The following is a 17,380-nucleotide window of genomic DNA, read 5'->3' as shown; positions in this document are numbered from 1 at the left end:
GTGAGGACCTCGAAAGAGGTCTTTTTTTGTTGTTCTACTGAATTATTATGTAAATAATTGTGATAAATATATTTGATTTAGGATGATTAGGAAAATATGATTAAAAAATAAATTCCTGAAAATGGATTAAGTCATAAAGAGAGAAAAGGGGGGGATTAAGGTGAGGCCAAGGACTGTACTGTGGGTGGTTGTTTCCGCAGTAGTATTACTATTACTGGTTAGCTGCAACAGTGGCGATTTACCAGGAAAGAAGAAATCTGAGTCTGAGCAAGTTCAGGCAAGTCCGGTTGCACCGCTAGCCTCTTCAGCTGTAGTTGAAGAACAATCGAAAGTAGCGTTGCCTTCATTGACAGTGGAAAAAAGGCTAGAGGATTTTGAATATATGTGGAAGATTATTGAGGAGAACTATCCTTTCCTAGAGGTGAATAAACGTCTGAATGGAGAGGATTGGCTTGCTAAAAAAGAGGAATACCGCAATAAAATAGCAGCCGTGAAATCGGATGATGAGTTTTTGAGACGAATGAGATTTGTCCTTAGCAGATTAAACAATGGGCATACAAATTTTATATCCAAGGAGGAATATCTTTGGTATCTACATACCTATATTCAGGCAGGTTTTGGTTATGAACCTTGGATCGACGTGGTTCAACAGCCTAACGTATTGGCCCGTTACAACCAGAAACCTTTAGCAGAGCAGCAAAGCTCTAATGATATCAATAACGATATGCATAATGGTGGAGATGGAGTAGGAGATGTAACAAAAAAGACTTCTGGGAATGTAAAAAAAGTCATTATAGAGCCCGATCGAATCGCTTATCTCGGCATGCAAAGCTTTGACGGGAGTCTCATGGAGATGGACAGCTCCGAGATCCATGATTTTTTAATAGAGGTAAAGGACTATAAGACATTAATATTAGATATCCGCGGAAATGGGGGAGGAAACAGTAATTATTGGAGAATTCATCTTGTTCCTCTGTTGATTAATAAACCTATCGAATATAATACATACTTCCTTTATACAAGAGGCAAATATGCGGAGACCTTTATGCAGGCACGTCAGATCACAGCCGGGCAACAACCTATTTCCGGCATCAAAGATGAGCAACTGCCTAATCTGCCATCTGAGGCCTTAAAGATGTTCAAGACATATAGAAAAATAACTGATGTAGTAACTCCTAATAAATCTGTTGGATTTAAAGGGAAAATCTATTTGCTGGTAGATAGCTCTGTGTATTCATCAGCGGAAGGTCTTGCAGCCTTTGCAAAAGGCACCGGGTTTGCAACGGTTGTAGGCGGCAGGACAGGTGGGGATGGACTAGGGATAGATCCGCTCATCGTTGCATTGCCTAATAGCGGTTATCTCTTCCGATTTTCCTTTGAAATGGGTCTGAATTCTGATGGGAGTTGTAATGAAGAGGTAAAGACTGTGCCTGATGCGGAGGTTGATCCAGATAGATCTAAGCCTTTACTGGACCAGCCGGCCATAAAAAAGGTATTAGAGCTTGCGCGTTCGGACACATCTGCTTGACATCCGGTGTTGCTGGCGAATATGTTCTAATATATAATGGTTTAGATCGTATAGCTTATTCGGATGATCAATTTAGCTGAAAATAGGAGTTGTCATATAAATGGCTTTGAAAGCTGGAATCGTCGGTCTTCCTAACGTAGGAAAATCCACATTGTTTAATGCGATAACGCAAGCGGGAGCAGAATCCGCTAACTACCCTTTTTGTACCATTGACCCTAACGTTGGTGTTGTTGAAGTTCCAGACGAGCGTCTTGATAAACTGACTGAGCTGGTACAGCCGAACAAGACCGTACCTACTGCTTTTGAATTTGTTGATATTGCTGGTCTCGTGCGTGGTGCGAGTAAAGGAGAAGGACTAGGCAACAAGTTCCTGGCCCATATCCGTGAAGTAGATGCTATCGTGCATGTGGTTCGTTGTTTTGAAGATGAGAACGTTACCCACGTTGATGGAAAAGTAAATCCGATCAGCGACATCCAGACCATTAATCTGGAGTTGATTCTTGCTGATATTGAGAGCATTGAGAAGCGGATTGAGCGTTCCCGTAAGAATATCAAAGGCGGCGACAAGAAATACGCTCAAGAAGTTGAACTGCTAGAACGCGTCAAAGAAGTGCTCTACGAAGATAAACCTGCACGCAGTATAGAATTGTCTGATGACGAGAAGCTTATTATCCGCGATCTTCATCTGTTAACATTGAAGCCAGTGCTGTATGCGGCGAATGTAAGTGAAGATGAAGTGGCAAGTGCTGAGGACAATCCTTATGTACAGCAAGTTCGCGATTTTGCAGCTACTGAAGGTGCAGAAGTTGTTCCGATCAGTGCTAAGGTGGAAGCAGAAATTGCTGAGCTTGAAGGCGAAGATAAAGCTATGTTCCTGGAAGAGCTGGGACTGGAAGAATCCGGCCTTAACCGGTTGATTAAAGCAGCTTATAAACTGCTTGGTTTGTATACGTATTTCACAGCAGGCGTTCAGGAGGTTCGGGCGTGGACGATTCGCCGCGGCACCAAAGCACCTGGAGCTGCCGGTGTGATTCATACAGATTTCGAACGCGGATTTATCCGTGCTGAAGTAGTGGCTTACGCGGATCTTGTGGCAGCTGGTTCCATGAACGGTGCGAAGGAACGTGGTCAACTACGTCTTGAAGGTAAAGAATATTTGGTGCAAGACGGGGACGTAATGCATTTCCGTTTTAACGTTTAAGAAGGTTTAAGTGTACGAATGATATAGGGGTCATCTCGAGCAGTGGGAGTTTCTATTGCTGGGATGATCCTTTTTAAAAATATAAACTTTTTATTAAGGTATTGTGCGTACGGAACTGTAGCCATTTCACAATATCTTTGGTATAATATAAAGTCGTATATCTATTTTTATGACAGTACAAATTTGATGTTATATTTGCGAATTTGAAATTGAATCAGGAGAGGTGAATTCCCTTGTTGGACCGATTGCAATCCCTGGCGGACCGCTATGAGAAGCTCAGTGAACTGCTTTGTGATCCGGATGTTGCAAACGACAGTAAGAAACTGAGGGACTATTCCAAAGAACAATCAGACCTACAGCCCGCATTTGAGGCGTATACTGAATATAAGAGTGTAATGGAAGAGCTTGAAGCTGCTAAGCAGATGCAAGGCGAAAAGCTTGATGATGAGATGAAAGAAATGGTCAAGATGGAAATTGATGACCTTTCCAAACGTCAAGTGGAGCTGGAAGAGAGAATCCGCGTATTGTTGCTGCCTAAAGACCCGAATGATGATAAGAACGTAATCGTTGAAATTCGTGGTGCAGCGGGTGGAGATGAAGCAGCATTGTTCGCTTCAGACCTTTACCGGATGTACACTCGTTATGCTGATGCACAAGGATGGCGCGTTGAGTTAATGGATGTTAACGCGAGTGATCTTGGTGGATTCAAAGAGGTAATCTTCCTTATTAACGGCCGTGGTGCATACAGTAAGCTGAAATACGAAAGTGGTGCGCATCGCGTCCAGCGTATCCCAGCGACTGAATCCGGAGGTCGTATTCATACCTCTACTTCTACGGTGTCCGTGATGCCGGAAGCTGAGGCTTTTGAGATTGAGATCCATGATAAAGATATTCGCGTGGATACCTTCTGTTCAAGTGGTGCAGGCGGACAGTCTGTAAATACGACCAAGTCTGCAGTACGTGTAACCCATGTACCTACAGGCATCGTTGCTACCTGTCAGGACGGTAAGTCACAGAACTCCAATAAAGAAAAAGCGCTGCAAGTGCTTCGTGCCCGTATCTCTGATATGAAACGGCAGGAAGAAGAAGCGAAGTATGCTGGTGAACGGAAGAGCAAAGTAGGTACGGGTGACCGTAGTGAGCGCATTCGGACGTATAACTTCCCGCAGAGCCGGGTTACAGACCATCGTATTGGCCTGACACTGCACCGTTTGGAGCAGGTTATGAACGGAGAAATCACTGAAATTATCTCAGCCCTTTCAATCGCTGAACAAGCTGACTTGATGGATAATATGGATAATGGAGAATAATGCTTTGAACGATGGCGTATATGTCATGTCGGAAGTCAAAAGCATCCGGGAAGCCTTTGCGGAGGCTTCTTCTTTTTTGAGCCGGAGCGGCTGCAATGAACCGCAGCGCAGTGCGCAATTGCTGCTGGAGCATGTGCTTGGAGTGTCTGGCGCAGCTTATTACATGGCGCTGGCAGATCCTTTTCCAGCTGCGGTTAAGGAAGCATTTGAGGCGGGAGTTACCCGCCGGGGCGTTGGTGAGCCGGTGCAGTATATCATCGGTGAGCAAGAATTCTACGGGCGGCCTTTTGAGGTGACGCCTGACGTGCTTATTCCGCGGCCGGAGACGGAGCTGCTCGTCGAGGCGATTTTACGTTACGGCGCAGAGCTTTGGCCGGACGGCATCGTAACGCCTGGCGAAGCAGCGCTGGATAGCGCGGGCGGCGCTGCGGCCCGCAACGGAGGCGGCGCGGGGGACGTGCGCGCCACAAGACCGCTGACCGCCGTCGATATCGGCGCCGGCAGCGGTGCGATCTCCGTCACGTTGGCGGCGGAAGCGCCGGCGTGGCGGGTCTGCGCCGGCGATATTTCGCCGGCGGCTCTGGCTGTGGCCGAGCGCAACGCTTTGCGCAATGGCACAGCTGTGGACTTTCGGCTCGGCGATCTGCTCGAGCCGTTCGCGGGGATGGAGACGGATATTCTCGTCTCCAACCCGCCGTACATCCCCGGCGAGGATATCGCCGGGCTGCAGCGTGAGGTGCGCGACCATGAGCCGCGCACTGCGCTGGATGGCGGAGCGGACGGGCTGGACCCGTACCGCCGCATGATGGAGCAGCTGACGCTGCTCCCGGCACCGCCGCGCCTGATCGGCTTTGAGCTTGGCTTCGGTCAAGCTGAGCAAGTCGCTGCACTCCTTGCGGCAGCGGGCCATTGGACGGAGATTATCACCATTAATGATCTGGCTGGAATCCCGCGTCATGTGCTAGGCATAACGAAATAATATTGCCTACTTTGCAGAGGGTTCCTTTGTCCAGGGTAGAGAAATTGTATTTTCAATCCGACTTCCTTTATAATAGTATTTAGCAGGATTTCTCAGGGGATCATAAAGAAAGACCGGATATAGAGTAGGGAGGCAGAGCGTGCTTCAGAAGATTAAAAAGATTGATGGTGCTATTGTAGTCGTTCTGTTATTACTCATGGTTGTCAGCATCTTCGCCATATATAGTGTTACTCATGGAAGAGAGAAGCTGGACGGACATCATATTCGTATGATGATGTATTATGCTATTGGTTTTGTAGCTTTTATTGGAATGACCTTTTTGGATTACAGAATATTAGTGAAATATGCGATATATATTTATTTGTTTGGGATAGGGATGCTGGTGCTCGTCAGCTTTTTGGGCGAGACTAAAAATAATGCACAAGGCTGGTTGACCCTGCCTGGAGGACTGAGTCTGCAGCCTGCTGAGCTGTTCAAGTTGATACTAATTCTTTTTCTGGCGGCCATGCTTGTCCGCAAGAATAAGAGTAAGCTTCTGTTCTGGCGGGATGTTGTGCCACTCGGCCTTCTGACCTTGTTTCCATTTCTTATTGTTCTTACCCAAAATGACCTTGGGAATGCCTTGTCTTACGTTGTGATTCTTGCGGGTCTGTTGTGGATTGGCAATATTAAATACACGCATGCATTAATCGGGCTGGTCATCGTGGCTAGTTCTGCGATTGCGGGAATTATGAGTTATATCCATTATCACGATGAAATTAAAACCTTTCTTACGGATATTGGGCGATCTCACTGGATTGAACGTTTTGATCCTTGGCTTGTTCCCGAAAAGGCAACAGAAAAGGCTAAGTATCATACCACCAATGCTAGAATTGCTATTGCTTCTGGAGGAATGAGTGGTGATGGCTATATGAAGGGAGATTCCGTTCAAACGAATCGTGTGCCATATACCTACTCGGACTCCATTTTCGTGCAAATTGCCGAGGAATTCGGTTTTGTGGGGGCGGCGCTGCTGCTGCTGCTGTACTTTATCCTCATTCACCGAATGATTCTGATTGCGCTGGAGTGTAAGGATAGAGCCGGGCCGTTCTTGATTGTCGGAATTGTCGCCATGATGCTATATCAGATTTTTGAGAATATTGGCGCGTTTATTGGTCTGATGCCTTTGACAGGTATCACGTTACCTTTCATCAGCTTTGGAGGTACATCCCTGCTTATCAACATGGCCAGCATTGGTTTGGTAATGAGTGTACGTCTGCATGGTCAGCAAGAGGAAGAAGATCTTCCAGACCCGGTCATAAATCATGTATCGGTTAAAGGTGTTTAGAATAGTCAAGGGTGAGAACCCGAAAGAAGCCTGATACTAAAAAGATCAGTAATGAGATAATATTTTTTGAAACTTAACAAAAGCGCATGCTGATTATCAGCATGCGCTTTTGTTAGTTAGTTATTAAATTCGGTATATTACAATAGGATATATCTCGCTTTAATGAATAATGCTACAGGAATTCTATGCCTTACTTTCCGTCGGATTAAAATATGGAAGCACCCATGGAATCTGCCTCGATTTTATTGTATTCAATTTCGCTTATCAGTAAGCGTTTAGGAATCCTCCGCCGAATATTTGATTGGGTCCCAGATTAGTGATTAGTAAATAGTAAGTTCCTGGAAGAACATTACTCCAACCGATAGTATACGGGCTGCTTTCTGCATAAGGCCAAGACACGTTTCTAACCCCTGCCGATTTACCGCTACTTTTGCTAATCAATTCATAAGAGATGATCGGAACTGCTTCGGTAGGAAAGGAAGTTCTTTGATGTATCGTTGCATAGACATCAGAATTTGAGGTGAAAGTTATTTCACCATTCGTTCTCTTTTGTGTGCCTGAAGCCCATCCATCCATTGTAAAAGTGAAACCTTCCGTATAGGAGAATATGCCTAATGAGTTATTGTTATTTTCATTAAAATTTGGCTGGTTTATATTTTGAGTTAGAGCTGCTTCTTCTTTAATCGATTCAATCTCATCAGCAGTAACTGTTTTTACAAAAGTAGTATCTGATGAGGTGACTGAGGTCGTAGCACTTTGTTCAACTTGATTAGTAGAGGTTTCTGCGGCAAATGAGCTTGTAGTATAAATGGAAGTTGAAGCAATGAGTGCCAAAGTCAGAGTAGATACAGTTTTTACTAGTTTCATAATGAACCTCCTTAAATTTATATAAATTGGATATTAAAGAAAAATATAAGCAATATACCGAATATGCCCACTATATCATAATGATTTAAAAAAGTAAAATATTCCCTTTATTCTCTTTTATAGGACTGTTAAGATCTCACTGAAACTGCTCGTTTCTTAAAATCATAGATTCATAGGTTTGCAGTCTCTTATCTCCGGGCATACTACTAGCATGAGAGTTAAGAGGAGAGGGGCTGCAACAAATGAACGATAATCATATGGATAAAAGAGATTCCTTACGTGTAACTTTTAAGTATACTGCCATTTTAATTTGTTTTTTTATGGTCCTCATGATGGCTTGGGAAGGTCAAAAAACCGATGCTGCAGTAGCTGAAGTATCTATTCCCCAAGAATCTATCCGGTTACGTATTCTAGCTAATTCTGACGGAGCGCAAGATCAGCTGGTGAAACGGCAAATTCGCGATAAAATTGTGGAGCAAATGAACCAGTGGGTATCTGCTCTTGAGGATCCGCAGAGCTTGGAGCAGGCACGTGCTCTGATTAGAAATCATCTGCCGGAGCTTAACGCGTTGGTTGGATCAGAGCTGGAGAAACGGGGTATTGAATATTCTTATAAAGTGGAGCTGGGCGTAGTCCCTTTTCCAACCAAATTATACGGTGGTACCGTCTATCCTGCTGGGGAGTATGAAGCTGTAAGAGTCACACTTGGTGCAGGCAAGGGACAAAATTGGTGGTGTGTACTGTTTCCTCCGCTTTGCTTTATCGATGCAGGCTCTGGAGATGCGGCAGCACCTGCTGCTGACAAAGGTACAAAAACAGTGTCCGCTGCTGGTGCGGATAACAGTGCTAATGTAAAATCAGCAGCTGCAAAAACAGTGCAGGCTGATTCCTCGGCAGGAAGTGCTCCATCAGGAGAAACCGCCGCTGAGCCAGAGGTACGGTTCTTCGTCTGGGAGCTGCTGCAAAACCTTTGGAACTGGATCAGTGGATTATGGTCGTAAGACCCCAGATATGTTACTATTTTATAAGCAGATCTATCACGGCTCCCGACTGGGGCCGTTTTTTTGCTAAGATAAATTATATCTTCTAGAAAGCCTGTGATGAGAATGAATGAACACAATAATCCTTTATTCGCCGTTCAACGGCGGAGTGGAAATAGAGATGAGACTGTATACTGGAAGTTGAATTCCGCTGAGGGAACGAATTCTGAGGTATTTCAGCCGAATGAAGCTGACAAGCTGGCGATAGCGGAGGCAGCAACGATGCTTCGTGAAGGCGGAACCGTGGCTTTTACAACCGAAACCGTCTACGGGCTAGGGGCGGATGCGCGAAATACGGCGGCGGTTGAGGCTGTTTTTGCAGCAAAAGGACGGCCCTCTGACAATCCGTTAATTGTACATATTGCGGATACGGCAGCTTTGGACGAGCTTGTTGCAGAGGTGCATCCTAAGGCGGCCGCGCTGATGGCAGCTTATTGGCCTGGTCCGCTGACAGTTGTGCTTCCTGTTCGTGAAGGTGTACTGTCGCCTTGTGTGACGGCGGGTTTGGATACGGTTGGTGTGCGGATGCCGGATCATCCGGTAGCTCTGGCGCTGATCAGTGCCACAGGTTGTCCGGTTGCGGCGCCCAGTGCTAATCGTTCGGGTCGCCCGAGCCCGACATTAGCTTCGCATGTGATGGAAGATTTGGCTGGATACATTGATGGCGTCCTTGATGGTGGTGCTGCTGGAGTTGGACTAGAGTCAACAGTCGTGCAGGTACAGCCTGACGGAAAAGTTGCTGTGCTGCGCCCCGGAGGGATTACTTCTGAGCAATTGGCTGCAGTGGTGGGAGCAGAAGCTGTAAGCTCAGAGCCCGGTAATGCTGAGGCAACTGCTGCCTCTACCGCTACTGTCATGGCTGATTCGGGGACGACAATCTCTGTTGTTGATTCCAGTGCTGCTGAGCCAATCACAGCTAAAGCAACTACAGCACAATCTGCAGTGGATTGCCTGAATGTTAACAATCGTGAGCCTTTCGAAAGGGCTTCCGCATCTATTGAGCAGCATGGTGCGGATGCTGCTAGAGACAATTCTGCACCGCGCGCGCCGGGCATGAAGTACACGCACTACGCACCGCGCGGCTGGCTTGGTGTAGTACGCGGCTCTTCCCCGCAGCGCGTGGCGGACGAAGCCGCAAGTCAACTTCAGGCGGCGCAGCTAAACGGCGAGATCACGGGCCTGCTCCTCTTCGAGGAGCATAAGGCCCTTTATCCCGCCGATCCTGCCGCCTGTGTCCTTTCCCTTGGCTCGTTATCCTCGCCGGAGGAAGGGGCTCGCTCCCTATATGCCGCTTTGCGGCGGTTCGATGAAGCGGGAGCGACTTACATCTTAGCCGAGGCTTGCCCATATACGGGCCTCGGCGCTGCCATCATGAACCGGCTTATGAAAGCCGCCGGCGGATCTGTCATCGACGCCGGATAACTACGGCGTTGCTTTTTCGTATATGACTCCCATATGAAGTCATGATTACCCCCTTGTCCGCATATCGTTGTTGTACAAGATATTTCGGACTTGGGGGGTTAAGCATGGGCTTAGGAGATGTATATACCGAATGGGGGCAGATTGTTACCATTACTATAATGGCGGTTGCATTAGGGATGGATGCCTTTTCGCTCGGTGTAGGGATCGGGATGAAAGGTATTCGTCTGCTGCATGTTCTGCAAATGAGTCTGCTCATTGCTGTTTTTCATATGCTGATGCCTCTCCTGGGTTTATTGACAGGAAGTTATGTTGGACACCTGTTAGGTCAAGTAACGACTTATGCTGCTGGAGGTCTTCTAGTTCTTTTGGGCGGGCATATGGTGTACAACTCCTTTCGTCCGGATACAGGAAGCTCACGAGCTATGGATCATCGAACCTTGTGGGGGATGATACTTCTTTCGCTCAGTGTCAGTATTGACTCTTTCTCCGTGGGTGTATCACTGGGGATGTTTGTGAATGGAGTGCTTTTGACCATCTTAGCCTTCGGTGCTTGCGGGGGACTAATGTCGATTCTAGGGTTGCTAATTGGACGGCATGTCAGTCGTGGTCTCGGGGATTATGGAGAAGCGCTAGGCGGCGCAATACTTCTGGGGTTTGGCTTGCTATTCATCTTTTGATACAATAACGGCATTAGAATATTTAATTTCATGGGGGTGCAAAACATGCTGCATATTTTATTCGTCTGCACCGGGAATACATGCCGAAGTCCTATGGCTGAGGGGCTTTTACGAAAGCTCGCGAAGGAACGTGGAATCGACCTGGAAGTGCGGTCTGCAGGTGTATCCGCCATTTCCGGTACTTCTATATCAAGACATGCTGCGGCTATACTGCAGGAAGAAGGAATTCATGATTCAATGGAGTCGTCACAATTGACAGGTCAAGCTGTCGCTTGGGCCGACCTTGTGCTGACCTTGACGGGTGGGCATAAGCAGCATTTACTGCAGTATTTTCCGGATGCTGTAACGAAAACCTATACATTGAAGGAATACGTGCATGATGAAGATGCGGTGACGGAGGATATCAAGGAGTTGGACAGCCTTTACGCAGATGCGGAGTTGAGCTTAGCCCTTGGTGGTGAACCGAATGCAACGGATCTGCAGCGGATGATTGAGATTCGCCAGCGTATTCCGAGCTTCGATATTTCTGATCCATTTGGTGGCACACGTGAGGACTATGAGCTAACTGCTGCTGAGATTCGCACTGCGCTATTCAGTTTGCTGGATAAGCTGGAAACCTTCCGCCATTTGTAAATGGTTGATTTTCAGTTCACTTTGCTTTAAGATGAAGTTACAAATAATCGGTTCCGATGTAACTGGCGACAAATGTGGATCAAACCACGATGGAGCATCGGAATAAACGGCCGGTCGCCTGGGCAAAAGAGCAAATCCGCAGCTACCTGCGGACTGCTCTTTTTTGTTTAAAATAAGCTTGTTTGAAGTTTGAGGAGGTAGAGTGATGGACGAAGTTGTGGAGCTATCATTAACTGAAGCCACCGTCACTGTGTTAAGAGAGTTGGCGGAGGCTGGTAACCTTGGGTCAGGCAAAATTGTTGTCGTCGGAGTGAGCACAAGTGAAGTTGCTGGTGTCCGGATTGGAACTGGTGGTGCACTTGAAGTTGCAGAACAATTGCTTGAAGGTGTTCGTTTAGTAGCAGCGGAAAAAGGATTTCATCCGGTGTATCAGTGCTGCGAGCATTTAAATCGTGCACTTGTAATGGAACGCTCTCTGCTAGAGTTACTTGGTCTGAAGGAAGTATCAGCTGTACCTATACGAGGTGCTGGAGGTTCGATGGCTACGGCTGCTTATCACGCTATGAAAGATCCTGTTTTGGCGGAAACGATAGAAGCTCATGCTGGTTTAGATATTGGCGAGACTCTGATAGGAATGCATTTACGGCGGGTAGCCGTTCCTTTCCGTCCGACTCTACGCTACATTGGAGCAGCCAGAGTGAGTGCGGCATGGACCAGACCCCCACTAATTGGCGGGGAACGTGCGGTATATCGTGGTCCGGAACAAAGTGGTTCACAGTTTTGTGATTAACGAACTTTAGTTTTTATATTTTTTGCAGAAACGTAAACCTAAGTCACTTTATGGCGGGCAAATCGTTTCTACTTAAATACAACATATCTTCACACACTAGGGAGGAAATAAGAACATGGAACAATTGCGTAAGAGTGACCCGGCAGTACTGGAAGCGATGGAACTGGAACTGAAACGTCAGCGTGCCAACATTGAGCTTATTGCCTCAGAGAATATCGTTAGCGAAGCCGTAATGGAGGCTATGGGCTCCGTGCTTACGAACAAATATGCAGAAGGTTATCCAGGTAAACGTTATTATGGCGGCTGTGAAGATGTAGATATCGTTGAGAACCTTGCTCGTGATCGTGCAAAAGAATTGTTTGGCGCGGATCATGTCAACGTACAACCACATTCCGGCGCCCAAGCAAATATGGCAGTTTATCTGGCTGCGCTTAAGCCGGGCGACACTGTTCTTGGAATGAATTTGGCGCACGGCGGTCATTTGACACACGGTAGCCCAGTTAATGCTTCTGGATTGCTTTATAACTTCGTTGCTTATGGAGTACAAGAAGATACCTTCCTAATTGATTATGATGAAGTACGTAAAGCAGCCTTCAAGCACCGTCCAAAAATGATTGTAGCTGGTGCTAGTGCCTATCCGCGTATTATTGATTTCGAAAAACTCGGCGCTATCGCCAATGATGTGGGTGCGTTATTTATGGTAGATATGGCCCATATCGCAGGATTGGTTGCTGCTGGCCTTCATCCGAGCCCGGTTCCTCATGCTCATTTCGTTACAACTACTACGCATAAGACTTTGCGCGGTCCCCGCGGAGGTATGATTATGTGCAGACAGCCATGGGCAGCTGCTATTGATAAAGCGGTATTCCCTGGTTCCCAAGGTGGACCTCTGATGCATGTAATTGCTTCAAAAGCAGTCGCATTTGGTGAAGCATTGCAGCCATCCTTTAAGACTTATGCTCAAAATGTAGTGAAGAATGCTAATGTTCTTGCAGAAACGTTGATCAGCGAAGGGGTTAACATTGTATCCGGAGGTACAGATAACCACTTGATGCTGCTGGACACCCGTAATCTGAACATTACCGGAAAAGATGCGGAAAAAGTACTAGATTCCATCGGGATTACTGTGAATAAAAACGCAATTCCATTTGATCCTACAAGTCCTTTCGTAACAAGCGGTATTCGTATTGGTACACCTGCAGTCACATCCCGTGGTATGGACGAGCAGGCGATGGTCACTATTGGACGTATCATTGCTAATGTTCTAAAGAATCCGAAGGATGAGGCAAACTTGGCAGAATCTGCCCGTCAAGTGGCTGAGTTGACTGACCAATACCCTCTTTATCCAGAGTTGAAATACTAAATCTTTGCTTCTAATAAGAAATGATTCTGCCTCCATCCATACCCTCTTCCGGGTTTGATGGAGGCTTTTTTGTTGCATATTGTTCACAAATATTACAGTAGGTATTAGATGAAATTGAATGAAATTAATCATGAAAGTTCATGGAACTTTCAATAAAATTAGTGAAAATAATGTGAATAGTATGAAAAAGCCAAAGTTGCACAACATAATCTAGGTTTTATAAGTGATTGGTTTCCTAATTAAGCCAATCATTACCTTTAAAAACAAGGAAATACAAAGGAATATGTTCAATGTGAGTTCAAGTACCATTCTGAGGTGAAATGCAGCGGCGGGAGTGCTATAATAGACAGGATTTAGCCACTGAGAAGCAAAGCGCTTTCTATGGCTATAGACAAGACTTACAATTACCGGAGGGACAGTAAATGGGAAAATTGGTGATTTGCGATCATCCTTTAATTCAACACAAACTAACATTTATTCGCGACGTTAGAACAAACACGAAGGATTTCAGAGAACATGTTGACGAAGTTGCCACATTGATGGCTTATGAGATTACACGTGATATTCCACTAGAGACCATTACGGTACAAACACCGGTCACTGAGACGGAAAGCAAAGTGATTTCGGGAAGAATGCTAGGGCTTATTCCTATTCTTCGTGCGGGTTTAGGTATGCTTGAAGGTGTACTGAAGCTTCTACCTGCGGCTAAAGTAGGACATGTAGGGCTTTTCCGTGATCCAGACACTCTTCAACCAGTGGAGTATTATATCAAGCTTCCAACGGATGTACAGGAACGTGAGTTGATAGTAATTGACCCGATGCTTGCTACAGGCGGATCCGCAATTGCTGCGATTACCTCACTGAAGAACCGTGGTTGTACACAGATCAAAATGATGAACTTGATTGCAGCGCCAGAAGGTGTTGCTGCAGTTCAGGAAGCTCATCCGGATGTTGATATTTATGTAGCAGCGCTTGATGATCATTTGAATGAACATGGTTACATCGTGCCGGGTCTTGGTGATGCTGGTGACCGTCTTTATGGAACCAAGTAATAAGTAATTAAGTATTAAGTATAGTAATGCGAGAATATTTGATGAGAGGGTAGGGGTTATGTCCAAAATCAAAGTAATGACTATTTTCGGAGTGCGCCCCGAGGCGATCAAGATGGCTCCTCTGGTTCTTGAACTGAAGAAGCATCCTGAGCATATCGAATCAATAGTATGTGTAACAGCACAGCATAGAGAACTGCTCGATCAAGTGTTGGAAGTGTTTAATATCACCCCTGATTACGATTTGGACGTGATGAAGGACCGTCAGACCTTGAATGAGATTACTATTCGTGTGCTTGAAGGTTTGGAACCTGTACTGAAAGAAGTTAAACCTGACCTCGTACTGGTGCATGGGGACACCTTAACAACGTTTTTAGCTAGTTACGCTTCCTTCCTGCAGCAAATTCAGGTTGGGCACGTAGAAGCAGGACTTAGGACATGGAACAAATTGTCTCCGTATCCTGAAGAAATGAACCGTCAACTCACAGGTGTGTTAGCTGATCTGCATTTCGCTCCAACCGATTTGTCAGCTAACAATCTGAGACACGAGAACAAAAAAGAATCAAGTATTTATATCACAGGCAACACCGTAACTGATGTGTTTCAATATACCGTACAGCCGGATTACCGGCATCCTGTTTTGGATTTTGCTTCAGGAAAAAGACTTATTTTGATGACCGCTCACCGCAGAGAATCTCAAGGTGAACCGCATCGTAATATCTTCCGAGCTATTAAAAGAATCGCTGATGAATTCGAAGATGTCGCCATTGTTTACCCTGTGCATCCAAGTCCTGCCGTTAAGGAACCTGCGCATGAGATACTGGGAGGACATCCAAGAATTAAGCTGATTGATCCGCTGGATGTCGTGGACCTGCATAATTTTTATCCGCATACCCACTTGATATTGACCGATTCCGGCGGTCTGCAAGAGGAAGCTCCTTCTTATGGAGTGCCTGTTCTTGTGCTTCGTGATACAACGGAGCGTCCCGAAGGGATAGAGGCTGGAACGCTGGAACTTGTGGGCACGGACGAGGAGAAGGTGTATCAACGGACACATGCTCTTTTGACTGATAATGAGCTCTATCAGTCGATGAGTCGGGCCGCCAACCCGTATGGAGATGGCAAGGCTTCCCAACGGATTGTCAATGCGATTTTGCACCATTTTGGTGTTAATAAGGAACGTCCTGAAGAGTTTCACAGAATGTTCACAAAAAATAAATAATTTCAATTAAACTAATATCTGATCTGATTAAAATCAACATACAGTGAAACTGTACGGTTTATATGGTTTTGGAACGTTTTGCTGTGATTATTTTCATGTTTTCAAGGGTTTTTAGGCAATGTTCAATGAATTGACAAAGACTCAGGAAATTCAGTAAAATTAGTTGGGATTGTAGCCCATGAAAGAACAAAATAGCAAGGACAGCTTGTTACAGACCGCGCTTGTCATTGGAAGTGCAGGCACTTTGCTTGCCGCTTACATTCTTATTGGTTTTTTTGCGGCAAGATGGCTGAAAGACCTGATGGAGGGTCCGAAATATTGGCTCGCCATTGGCACTATAACTGGAATGATTCTGGGAATTGTGAATGTCGCCTTGTTAATTAAAAAATTTTTGGGGGAGCAGAATGGATAATATGACTCCCATGATCAATACCGTCACTAGAGTTACGCTCGTCCTTATGGCAGGACTCTTAATGGGCTGGGTGCTTCATCATGAGACCCGGGCAATTACACTGGGCATGACTCTGGGTCTGGTGGCGGGATTGGTAAACTTTCGTTATCTGGCCGTCAAGGTTCGACGGGTTACGCAGTCGATTGCGAGCAACGAAGGGAATGCCTTCAGCCTCGGTTTTGTTACACGGATTAGCTTTGCAATTTTGGTCACCATGTTTTCGGTCAAGATTGAGCATTTCTCCCTGGTAGCAACTGTTTCGGGCGTATTCATTCCTCAGCTTCTCGCCATTCCTGCGGGGATATATCTGAGTGTGAAGAATAAGCTTTAACCAGATTAAAGAGAAAGGGGGATGATACTATGCATGACATGCCGAAAATATTTGTCGGGGGAATACCGATAGATTTATCCGCCGTGTTGATGCTTCTGATCAGTTGTACAGTGGTATTTGTTCTGGTTATGCTTTCGGTTCGTAAGCTTTCCGTTGAAAATCCATCCAAGCTTCAGAACTTCATGGAATGGGTTGTGGAATTTGTAGAGGGTGTCATAAGCAGTGCCATGGATCTGAAGAAAGGAAAACCTTACATATCTTTAGGGTTGACATTGATTCTGTTTATCTTTGTTTCCAATCTACTTGGATTGCCTTTCTCCGTTGTAACTGAGGCGCATGGACCTGTAACAGTGTTTGGCCACGTGATTGAAGCAACTAAGAACTTGGCGAATGGTGAGCATGCAGAAATTTTATGGTACAAGTCGCCAACTGCTGACATTAACGTCACTGCAGGATTGGCAATCATAGTATTTGTACTGATGAACTTTCTGGGCATTAAGCTCAACGGCAAACATTATTTCAAACACTACATCGAACCGTTTCCAATCTTTTTGCCACTGAACATTATCGAAAACCTGGCAAAACCTGTAGCGTTGGCTATTCGTCTATTCGCTAACATTTTCGCCGGGGAAGTACTGATTACAGTCATTTTGAAGCTGGGAATTCTCAGTATTCCGTTCCTGGCTGTATGGCAGGGCTTCAGTATTTTCGTCGGGGCACTACAAGCGTTTATCTTTACGATTCTGACGATGGTTTATATCGCACAGATGACGATTCACGAAGAAGAAGCACATTAATGAACTGCTGCGAAGAGAACGGCTATCGTCTGATTTTCCTTCGTGGGAGATATCTTATATCATTAAACACAAATATGAACCGAAATTAAAGGAGGATATTTACAAATGGAATTTTTAGCAGCAGCAATAGCGGTTGGATTGGGTGCACTTGGCGCAGGTCTTGGTAACGGTATGATCGTTAGTAGAACAGTTGAGTCCATCGCTCGTCAACCAGAAGCGAAAAATGCTTTGCAAACAACAATGTTTATTGGTGTAGGTATCGTCGAAGTTATTCCGTTGGCAGCAACAGTTATCGCATTCCTGATTATGTTTACTTAATAAACCGTAGTTACGGTTTGGCGGGGACGGCCGATGCCATCCGCGCCTTACTTTTGTATACGTCCGCATGACGCG

The 17,380-nt window shown here is 45.7% G+C and carries 18 protein-coding genes and 1 riboswitch; of the genes, 17 read left to right on the top strand and 1 reads right to left on the bottom strand.

Annotation, left to right across the window (positions count from 1 at the left end; translation table 11 throughout):
• Positions 1–160: 160 nt before the first annotated feature.
• From MKZ09_RS32170 to MKZ09_RS32150, 5 genes are all read left to right on the top strand, one after another.
• A complete protein-coding gene (locus MKZ09_RS32170) occupies positions 161–1,528 on the top strand; it encodes a S41 family peptidase (protein WP_081394170.1) in 1,368 nt (455 codons plus the stop codon).
• Positions 1,529–1,628: 100 nt separating this feature from the next.
• On the top strand, positions 1,629–2,729 hold the full coding sequence (ychF, locus tag MKZ09_RS32165) for a redox-regulated ATPase YchF (protein WP_036681604.1): 1,101 nt from the start codon (positions 1,629–1,631) through the stop codon (positions 2,727–2,729).
• A gap of 233 nt (positions 2,730–2,962) precedes the next feature.
• Entirely contained in the window at positions 2,963–4,039 is a 1,077-nt protein-coding gene (gene prfA / locus MKZ09_RS32160; RefSeq protein ID WP_036681601.1) for a peptide chain release factor 1, read from the top strand.
• A 25-nt stretch (positions 4,040–4,064) separates the two neighbouring features.
• Complete coding sequence (prmC, locus tag MKZ09_RS32155) at positions 4,065–5,018, top strand: peptide chain release factor N(5)-glutamine methyltransferase (protein WP_256719155.1); 954 nt, start codon at positions 4,065–4,067, stop codon at positions 5,016–5,018.
• Positions 5,019–5,157: 139 nt separating this feature from the next.
• The gene (locus tag MKZ09_RS32150) at positions 5,158–6,345 is read left to right on the top strand and encodes an FtsW/RodA/SpoVE family cell cycle protein (protein WP_036681594.1); all 1,188 of its coding nucleotides are present in this window, start codon (positions 5,158–5,160) and stop codon (positions 6,343–6,345) included.
• 264 nt (positions 6,346–6,609) lie between these two features.
• Here MKZ09_RS32150 and MKZ09_RS32145 read toward each other — a convergent pair whose 3' ends face one another.
• Positions 6,610–7,212, bottom strand: a complete 603-nt coding sequence (locus tag MKZ09_RS32145; RefSeq protein WP_076201922.1) for a hypothetical protein — start codon at positions 7,210–7,212, stop codon at positions 6,610–6,612.
• Positions 7,213–7,454: 242 nt separating this feature from the next.
• On the opposite strand from MKZ09_RS32145, the gene spoIIR reads away from it, so the two are divergent.
• The 12 genes from spoIIR (at position 7,455) to atpE (ending at position 17,305) form a co-directional block, all read left to right on the top strand.
• Positions 7,455–8,213: a stage II sporulation protein R gene (spoIIR, locus tag MKZ09_RS32140; protein ID WP_081394169.1), complete on the top strand. Its 759-nt coding sequence runs from the start codon at positions 7,455–7,457 to the stop codon at positions 8,211–8,213.
• A 105-nt stretch (positions 8,214–8,318) separates the two neighbouring features.
• Positions 8,319–9,674 carry an L-threonylcarbamoyladenylate synthase gene (locus tag MKZ09_RS32135; RefSeq protein ID WP_076202284.1) on the top strand — a complete coding sequence of 452 codons (1,356 nt, stop codon included), beginning with the start codon at positions 8,319–8,321 and terminating at the stop codon, positions 9,672–9,674.
• 104 nt (positions 9,675–9,778) lie between these two features.
• Positions 9,779–10,351 (top strand): manganese efflux pump MntP, encoded by a 573-nt coding sequence (locus tag MKZ09_RS32130; protein ID WP_038573646.1) that lies wholly within the window; start codon positions 9,779–9,781, stop codon positions 10,349–10,351.
• 45 nt (positions 10,352–10,396) lie between these two features.
• Complete coding sequence (locus tag MKZ09_RS32125; protein WP_036681588.1) at positions 10,397–10,984, top strand: low molecular weight protein arginine phosphatase; 588 nt, start codon at positions 10,397–10,399, stop codon at positions 10,982–10,984.
• 48 nt (positions 10,985–11,032) lie between these two features.
• Positions 11,033–11,115: riboswitch (ZMP/ZTP riboswitch) on the top strand.
• Positions 11,116–11,189: 74 nt separating this feature from the next.
• The gene (locus MKZ09_RS32120; RefSeq protein ID WP_076201920.1) at positions 11,190–11,774 is read left to right on the top strand and encodes a TIGR01440 family protein; all 585 of its coding nucleotides are present in this window, start codon (positions 11,190–11,192) and stop codon (positions 11,772–11,774) included.
• A 115-nt stretch (positions 11,775–11,889) separates the two neighbouring features.
• Entirely contained in the window at positions 11,890–13,137 is a 1,248-nt protein-coding gene (gene glyA / locus MKZ09_RS32115; RefSeq protein WP_038573642.1) for a serine hydroxymethyltransferase, read from the top strand.
• Between the two features lie 422 nt (positions 13,138–13,559).
• A complete protein-coding gene (gene upp, locus MKZ09_RS32110) occupies positions 13,560–14,189 on the top strand; it encodes a uracil phosphoribosyltransferase (protein ID WP_036681583.1) in 630 nt (209 codons plus the stop codon).
• A 58-nt stretch (positions 14,190–14,247) separates the two neighbouring features.
• Complete coding sequence (gene wecB / locus MKZ09_RS32105; RefSeq protein WP_076123932.1) at positions 14,248–15,408, top strand: non-hydrolyzing UDP-N-acetylglucosamine 2-epimerase; 1,161 nt, start codon at positions 14,248–14,250, stop codon at positions 15,406–15,408.
• A gap of 178 nt (positions 15,409–15,586) precedes the next feature.
• Positions 15,587–15,820: an AtpZ/AtpI family protein gene (locus MKZ09_RS32100; RefSeq protein WP_036681579.1), complete on the top strand. Its 234-nt coding sequence runs from the start codon at positions 15,587–15,589 to the stop codon at positions 15,818–15,820.
• Positions 15,813–16,190, top strand: coding sequence for an ATP synthase subunit I (locus MKZ09_RS32095; protein WP_036681578.1), 378 nt, complete (start codon positions 15,813–15,815; stop codon positions 16,188–16,190). Before MKZ09_RS32100 ends, MKZ09_RS32095 begins: the two co-directional genes overlap by 8 nt.
• Before the next feature lie 29 nt (positions 16,191–16,219).
• Entirely contained in the window at positions 16,220–16,987 is a 768-nt protein-coding gene (gene atpB, locus MKZ09_RS32090) for a F0F1 ATP synthase subunit A (protein WP_036681575.1), read from the top strand.
• Positions 16,988–17,092: 105 nt separating this feature from the next.
• Complete coding sequence (atpE, locus tag MKZ09_RS32085) at positions 17,093–17,305, top strand: F0F1 ATP synthase subunit C (RefSeq protein WP_036681574.1); 213 nt, start codon at positions 17,093–17,095, stop codon at positions 17,303–17,305.
• Positions 17,306–17,380 lie beyond the last annotated feature (75 nt).

The organism is Paenibacillus sp. FSL R5-0908, from assembly GCF_038006245.1.
GTDB classification, from domain to species: Bacteria; Bacillota; Bacilli; order Paenibacillales; family Paenibacillaceae; genus Paenibacillus_AQ; species Paenibacillus_AQ odorifer.
Note: the sequence above shows the minus strand (reverse complement) of the source record. Positions and strands in the feature narration are given on the sequence as shown.